This is a genomic window from Streptomyces blattellae (genome assembly GCF_009709555.1).
GTDB lineage: Bacteria > Actinomycetota > Actinomycetes > Streptomycetales > Streptomycetaceae > Streptomyces > Streptomyces blattellae.
This window is the reverse complement of the sequence record NZ_WJBG01000127.1, coordinates 272,263-278,641: the sequence shown is the minus strand read 5'-3', so window position 1 is coordinate 278,641 and position 6,379 is coordinate 272,263. Positions and strand designations below refer to the sequence as shown.

Annotated in this window: 5 protein-coding genes and 1 pseudogene; 5 read left to right on the top strand and 1 reads right to left on the bottom strand. The window is 74.0% G+C overall.

All coding sequences use genetic code 11. From position 1 onward, the window contains the following. Positions 1–120: 120 nt before the first annotated feature. Positions 121–978: a CDP-alcohol phosphatidyltransferase family protein gene (locus GFH49_RS12675; protein WP_155055939.1), complete on the bottom strand. Its 858-nt coding sequence runs from the start codon at positions 976–978 to the stop codon at positions 121–123. A gap of 108 nt (positions 979–1,086) precedes the next feature. On the opposite strand from GFH49_RS12675, the gene GFH49_RS12670 reads away from it, so the two are divergent. The 5 genes and pseudogenes from GFH49_RS12670 to GFH49_RS40065 form a co-directional block, all read left to right on the top strand. Further along, the gene (locus GFH49_RS12670) at positions 1,087–2,070 is read left to right on the top strand and encodes a zinc-dependent alcohol dehydrogenase (protein ID WP_155055938.1); all 984 of its coding nucleotides are present in this window, start codon (positions 1,087–1,089) and stop codon (positions 2,068–2,070) included. 174 nt (positions 2,071–2,244) lie between these two features. Then, positions 2,245–2,643 (top strand): 6-pyruvoyl trahydropterin synthase family protein, encoded by a 399-nt coding sequence (locus tag GFH49_RS12665; RefSeq protein ID WP_155055937.1) that lies wholly within the window; start codon positions 2,245–2,247, stop codon positions 2,641–2,643. A gap of 11 nt (positions 2,644–2,654) precedes the next feature. Next, positions 2,655–3,848 carry a glycosyltransferase family 4 protein gene (locus GFH49_RS12660; RefSeq protein ID WP_155055959.1) on the top strand — a complete coding sequence of 398 codons (1,194 nt, stop codon included), beginning with the start codon at positions 2,655–2,657 and terminating at the stop codon, positions 3,846–3,848. Positions 3,849–4,237: 389 nt separating this feature from the next. Next, on the top strand, positions 4,238–5,209 hold the full coding sequence (locus GFH49_RS12655) for a class I SAM-dependent methyltransferase (RefSeq protein WP_230396259.1): 972 nt from the start codon (positions 4,238–4,240) through the stop codon (positions 5,207–5,209). After that, positions 5,206–6,306 (top strand): annotated as a pseudogene (locus GFH49_RS40065) (lysylphosphatidylglycerol synthase transmembrane domain-containing protein); the annotation flags it as partial. The gene GFH49_RS12655 and the pseudogene GFH49_RS40065, both read left to right, overlap by 4 nt. Positions 6,307–6,379: the final 73 nt, after the last annotated feature.

The window sequence follows — 6,379 nt, the reverse complement described above, 5'->3', positions numbered from 1 at the left end:
GTGATCGGCCTGCTGCCGGGCCGTACCTGACCGGTCAACGGGAGGCGAACTCGGGTGCCCGGGTCTTCATGGCAGCTTCTGGTGGTGTGATCGGACTGTTGCCGGGCTGGGTTTGACCGGTCATGGGGTGGCGAACTCGGGTTCCGGGGCCGCCATGGCAGTCTCCTGGCGGGGCGATCGGACTGCTGCCGCTCCGCGGCCACACCGGGCGGCGAACTCGGGCTCCCGGACCTCCACGGGAGCCTCCTGGCGGGGCGTCTCCTCGGTCCGTGACGTCCGCCGGAGCCACAGCACATCCCGTCCGAACGACCACACCAGCAGCCCCAGCGCCAGCGCCACGATGCCGAACGTCGCCGCGTACGGCAGCAGCTTCGACGCGCCCGCCAGCAGGAACACGCCCTGAAGCGCGGCCACCGTCTTGCGGGCGGTGCTCGGCGGCAGCGGGGCGTTGAGCCACGGCCAGACACGGGCCGCGGCGACGAAGACGTAGCGCATGGTGCCGATCAGCAGCACCCACGGACCCAGGAACATCGACACGTACACACTCAGCACCAGGATCAGGAACGCGTCGACCTCCATGTCGAAGCGTGCGCCGAGCGCCGTCGAGGTGCCGGTGCGGCGGGCCACCTTGCCGTCGACTCCGTCCAGGATCAGCGCCACCGCGGTCAGCCCGACGAACAGCGTGAGGGGCGGCGGACTCTGGAAGGAATCCGCGACCAGGGCCGTGACACCGCCGACGAGGATGGAGCGGCCGAGCGTGACCCGGTTCGCGGGGCCGAAGGACCGCGGCCGGGAGCGGTGCAGGGCCCGGGAGAGCACGGCCCAGGTGGCGATCGCGAACGTGAGCCCGGTCAGCCAGCCCGCGGGCCCCATCCCGATCGCCGTGCCGAGCAGGGTCAGCAACAGGATCTGCACACCCGCTCCCACAGCGGTCTCCTGCTGGACGAGCCTCGCGTCGTAAGTGTGGTTCAGGGCCACCGAACATCCTCCGGCCGTGTGACAGAGTCGATCAACGCCGCTACGTTGTGCGCGGCCTGTGCACCTCTCCGTACGTGGACGGCTACCCGATCGTTCAGGAGGACTCCGATGAACCCCACCGCACGCGCCTTCTGGCTCAACTCGCCCGGGCGCGGTGAGACACGTGAGGTGGATCTGCCGGAACGCGGCACGGACGAAGTACTGGTGCGCACGCTGTTCTCCGGGGTCAGCCGCGGCACCGAGACGCTGGTCTTCCGCGGCGGCGTGCCCGAGAGCCAGTACGCGGCGATGCGGGCACCGTTCCAGGAGGGCGAGTTCCCCGGCCCGGTGAAGTACGGCTACCTCAACGTCGGCGTGGTGGAGGAGGGCCCGGCGGCACTGGTCGGCCGTACGGTCTTCTGCCTCTATCCGCATCAGACGCGGTACGTCGTCCCGGCCGCGGCCGTCACCGTGGTGCCGGAGTCGGTGCCCGCCTCGCGTGCCGTGCTCGCCGGGACGGTGGAGACCGCCGTGAACGCGTTGTGGGACGCGGCGCCGCTGGTCGGCGACCGGATCGCCGTGGTCGGCGGCGGCATGGTCGGCTGCTCGGTGGCCGCGCTGCTGGCCCGTTTTCCCGGCGTACGCGTCCAACTGGTCGACGCCGACCCGGCACGCGCCAAGGTCGCCGAGGCACTCGGCGTCGGCTTCGCGGCCCCCGCGGACGCCCTCGGCGACTGCGACCTGGTCGTCCACGCCAGCGCCACCGAACAGGGCCTGGCCCGCTCGCTCGAACTCCTCACCGCCGAGGGCACGGTCCTCGAACTGAGCTGGTACGGCGACCGGCGGGTCAGCCTGCCGCTCGGCGAGGCCTTCCACTCCCGGCGCCTGGTCATCCGCAGCAGCCAGGTCGGCACCGTCTCCCCGGCCCGCCGGTCCAGCCGCACGTACGCCGACCGGCTCGCCCTCGCCCTGGACCTGCTCGCCGACCCGGCCCTCGACGCGCTCGTCACCGGAGAGTGCGGCTTCGAGCAACTCCCGGACGTGCTGCCGCGGCTCGCGTCCGGCGAGATCCCGGCGCTGTGTCACCGCGTCAGGTACGCGGACACGCCCTGACGGACACGCCCTGACGGACACGCCCTGACCGACATGTTCTGGACGACAAGAGCGCCTGACCTCCCAAAAAGGGGAACAGGTCGCTGAACAAGGCATGGCAGAGAGCCGTACTACACGGCATCCCCGGCGGCGATCAGCCGGGGACCAGACGCGCCGCACCTGGAGGGTCGTCCGTTGTTCAGCATCACCGTCCGCGATCACATCATGATCGCCCACAGCTTCCGCGGCGAGGTCTTCGGGCCCGCGCAGCGCCTGCACGGGGCGACGTTCCTGGTGGACGCCACCTTCCGGCGCGAGCAGCTGGACGACGACAACATCGTCGTCGACATCGGACTGGCCACCCAGGAACTCGCCGCCGTCGTCGCCGAGCTGAACTACAGAAACCTCGACAACGAACCCGACTTCGCCGGAGTCAACACCTCCACGGAGTTCCTGGCCAAGGTCATCGCCGACCGGCTCGCCGAGCGGATCGAGAAGGGCGCGCTCGGCGAGGGCGCCCGGGGCATCGCGGGCCTCACCGTCACCCTGCACGAGTCGCATGTCGCCTGGGCGAGTTACGAGCGTGCCCTGTGACCGACACGACCATGGAGCCCCCCGCCACCGGCAGGGCCCTGGAGCCCAAGCGGCTCGACTACGTCCCCGTGCAGCACTCCGCCCTGAAGAACGCGGAGATCATCCCCATGTCCCTGCGCTCCGTGCACTTCGTCATGCCGGGCGGCGTCGACGACCCGGCCCGGCCGAGCGGCGGCAACGCCTACGACCGGCGGGTGTGTCTGGACCTGCCGGGCTTCGGCTGGCAGGTCGAGAAGCACACCGTGGACGGCGGCTGGCCCCGGCCGCAAGCGGACGCGCGTGCGGAACTCGCCCGCGTCTTGCGGCAGTTGCCCGATGACACGGCCGTCCTCCTCGACGGTCTGGTCGCCTGCGGCGTCCCCGAGATCGTCGTCCCGGAGGCCGAACGCCTGCGCCTCGCCGTCCTCGTCCACCTCCCGCTCGGCGACGAACGGGGCCTTGCGCCCGCGGTGGCCGCGGAGCTGGACGCCAAGGAGCGCGCGGTGCTGCGCGCGGTGCCGGCCGTGATCGCCACCTCCGACTGGGCCGTCCGCCGCCTCGTCGCCCACCACGGGCTCGCCCCCGAGCGGGTCCATGTCGCCGCCCCCGGCGCCGACATCGCCCCCCTCGCCTCCGGCACGGACGGCGTCTCCCGGCTGCTGTGCGTGGCCGCGGTGACGCCCCGCAAGGGACAGCACCGGCTGGTGGAGGCGCTGGCCGCGGTGGCCGACCTGCCGTGGAGCTGCGTATGCGTGGGCGGCCTCGGCCACGACCCGGCGTACGTGGCCGAACTGCGGTCCCTGATCGCCCGGTACGGTCTGGAGGACCGGCTGGTACTGGCGGGACCGCAGGCCGGCGCCGAACTCGACGCGAGCTACGCCGCCGCCGACCTCATGGTCCTCACCTCCTACGCCGAGACCTACGGCATGGCGGTGACGGAGGCGCTGGCGCGCGGCATCCCGGTGCTGGCGACGGACGTCGGCGGTCTGCCGGAGGCCGTCGGCCGCGCCCCCGACGGCGGCGTGCCCGGCATCCTCGTCCCCCCGGAGGACCCCCTGGCCCTCGCCGCCGAACTGCGCGGCTGGTTCGGCGAGGCCGACGTACGCCGCCGCCTCAAGGCGGCTGCCCGAGGACGACGCGCCGCCCTCGACGGCTGGGCCACCACGGCCCGCAGCCTGGCCGCGGTACTGGGCCGACTGCCGAACCAGCCCAGGAGGGCGGCATGAGGAAGACAGCGACCACCCAGCACGGCGGCATCCCGGCACAGCCAGGCCCGCGGGAACTGCGGAATCCGGCACCGGCTCAGCAGAACGGGACGCTTACCGCCCGGCAGGGACAGCACCCCACCGAATCCGCCGACTCCGGCCAGCCGCCCCGACCGACTGCGTCGCGTCCCGGGCCGGGCGGTGTCACGACGGCGACGCCTGGGGACCGGGCGGCGAAGTATGAGGCGGGGGGACGTGGCCCGGCTGTGGGAGCGGGGGCGAGGGGTGTCTCTGGGGCGATGGAGTTCGGGGCGGGGCTGGAGGTCCGGTCGACGGAGTCCGGGGCCGGGGCAGGGGTTCCGGCTGTGGGAGCGGGGCCACGGGGTGCCTCTGGGGCGTTGGAGGCCGGGGTGAGGAGTGGAGGCCGGTCCGCGGGGCCGGCGTCGAGGGGCGCCGTCCCGTCCGCGGACGACGTCATCCCCGGCGCCGGGCCCGCCCCCCGCCCCGGTGAGCGGCCCACCGTGCGGTTGCGTGAGGACGGGCCCGAGGAGCCGCCGCGGTATGCGCCGGAGTGGCTTCAGCTGCGGGAAGAGGCCGACGCGCTGGCGCGGGCGGGGGAGTTGCTCGATCCGTTGCGGATCCGGCTGGCGAATCTGCCGGGGCGGGCCGGCGGCCTGGTCGTGCACGACCTGGGCTGCGGCACCGGTTCGATGGGGCGCTGGCTGGCCCCCCGACTCGACGGCGCCCAGCACTGGATCCTGCACGACCGCGACCCCTACCTCCTGCACTTCGCCGCCGTGTCCTCCCCGCGCTCCGCCGCCGACGGCAGCCGCGTCACCGTCGAGTCACGCCGCGGCGACGTCGCCCGGCTCACCCCGGACGCCCTCGCCGGTGCCTCACTGGTCACCGCGTCCGCACTCCTCGACGTCCTCACCCGCGAGGAGATCGACACCCTCGCCGCCGCCTGCACCGGCGCGGGCTGCCCGGCCCTGCTCACGCTCTCGGTCGCCGGACGCGTCGACCTCACCCCGTCCCACCCGCTGGACACGGAGATCGCCGAGGCGTTCAACGCCCACCAGCGACGCTCCGGCCTGCTCGGACCGGACGCGGTCACCGTCGCCTGCGAGGCCTTCTCCGACCGTGGCGCGACGGTCCATATGCACCCCAGCCCCTGGCGCCTCGGCCCCGACGAAGCCGACCTCACCGCCCAGTGGCTGCGCGGCTGGGTCGGCGCGGCCGTCGAGCAACGCCCCGAACTGCGCGGACGCGCCGACGCCTACCTGCGCGACCGCCTGGAGGCCTGCACCGCGGGCGAGTTGAGCGTGACCGTCCACCACACCGACCTGCTGGCGCTGTCACGGCCGATGGGCGGGACGTCATGACCGCACAGGCGGTGACCGCCGAGGCGGCGGTGCGGGTGATCAGGGTCCGTGCGGCAGCGGGGGTCCGCGCGGTGGCACGGGTCGGTACGGGCGCTCGCGTCACGCCGCCCGCCACGACGCGGACCGCGCCCACCTGCGCGAAGACACGCCAGGCCCACGCCCCCCACCGGCCCGCCGAACTCGCCCCAGGCGCTGCTGTGGAGAGGCCGGCGGCCATGGACACCGCCCCGCTCGCCGATGCGCGCCGGACCGCCGTCGACGCAGCGTCCGACGGCACCACCCGCCCCGCCTTCCTGCGCCGCCTCCGCCCCCACCTCGGCACCATCGCGGGCGTCGCCATCCTCGCCGTGCTGCTCTGGCGCATGGGCAGCGGCGTGTTCCTGGACGGGCTGCGCCGCATCGACGTGGTGACGCTGGGCGCCGCGGTCGGGATCGGCGTCGTCACCACCGTGTTCAGTGCCTGGCGCTGGGCGCTGGTGGCACGTGGGCTGCGGATCCGGTTGCCGTTCGGGCCGGCCGTGGCCGACTACTACCGGGCGCTGTTCCTGAACGCGGCCCTGCCGGGCGGCGTGCTCGGCGATGTGCACCGGGCGGTGCGGCACGGGAAGAGCGAGGGCGACCTCGGCCGCGGGGTGCGGGCCGTCGTACTCGAACGGGCCGCCGGACAGGCCGTGTTGGCACTCGTCGGTGCCGCGGTGCTGCTGACCATGGAGTCGCCGGTGCGGGACGAGACCCGGCAGTTCGCGCCGCTGATCCTGTTCGCCGCGCTGGGCGCGAGCGCGGTCGTCCTGGCGCTGCGTATGAACCGGGCGCCCTCCCGCCGCGGGCGTGCCCTGCGCTCGACGCTCGGCGAGGCCCGCCGAGGCCTGCTGTCGCGCCGTAACTGGCCCGGCATCGTCGGGTCGTCCGTCGTCGTGCTCGCCGGTCACATCGCGATGTTCGTGCTCGCCGCCAGCGTCGCGGGCTCCGCCGCCTCCACCGTCGTACTGCTGCCGATCGCGGTGCTCGCCCTGCTCGCCATGGGCCTGCCGCTGAACGTCGGCGGCTGGGGACCCCGGGAGGGCGTCACCGCCTGGGCGTTCGGTGCCGCCGGGCTCGGCGCGAGCAGCGGACTGGCCGTCGCCGTCGTGTACGGCGTGCTCAGCTTCGCGGCCAGCCTGCCCGGCGCCC